Source organism: Idiomarina sp. 28-8 (genome assembly GCF_000320945.2).
Classification (GTDB): domain Bacteria; phylum Pseudomonadota; class Gammaproteobacteria; order Enterobacterales; family Alteromonadaceae; genus Idiomarina; species Idiomarina loihiensis.
Window position 1 is genome coordinate 1 of record NZ_BANL01000060.1, and the last position, 415, is coordinate 415.

A 415-nucleotide genomic window follows, 5' to 3' on the forward strand; every position below is an offset into this window, starting at 1 on the left:
AAACGCTCTTTAACAATTATATCAAGCCAAGCAAACTGTGTGGGCACTTGCAGAAGTTAAGCAAAACGAAATATTTGTATTGCAACTTTTGAATGAGTGTTCAGCAAGGTTTCGCAAGAAACCGAGCAAAAACGCGTAATTCATTGAGTTGATTGAACTACTTTTAATTGAAGAGTTTGATCATGGCTCAGATTGAACGCTGGCGGCAGGCCTAACACATGCAAGTCGAGCGGTAACAGAGAGAAGCTTGCTTCTCTGCTGACGAGCGGCGGACGGGTGAGTAATACTTGGGAATTTGCCTTTAGGCGGGGGACAACCACGGGAAACTGTGGCTAATACCGCATAATGTCTACGGACCAAAGTGGGGGACCTTCGGGCCTCACACCTAAAGATGAGCCCAAGCGGGATTAGCTAG

1 rRNA gene is annotated in these 415 nt (G+C 46.5%); it reads left to right on the plus strand.

Features of this window, described 5'->3' with window-relative positions:
- Positions 1 to 164: 164 nt before the first annotated feature.
- Positions 165 to 415: ribosomal RNA gene (locus RJ32_RS00135) — 16S ribosomal RNA — on the plus strand; the annotation flags it as partial.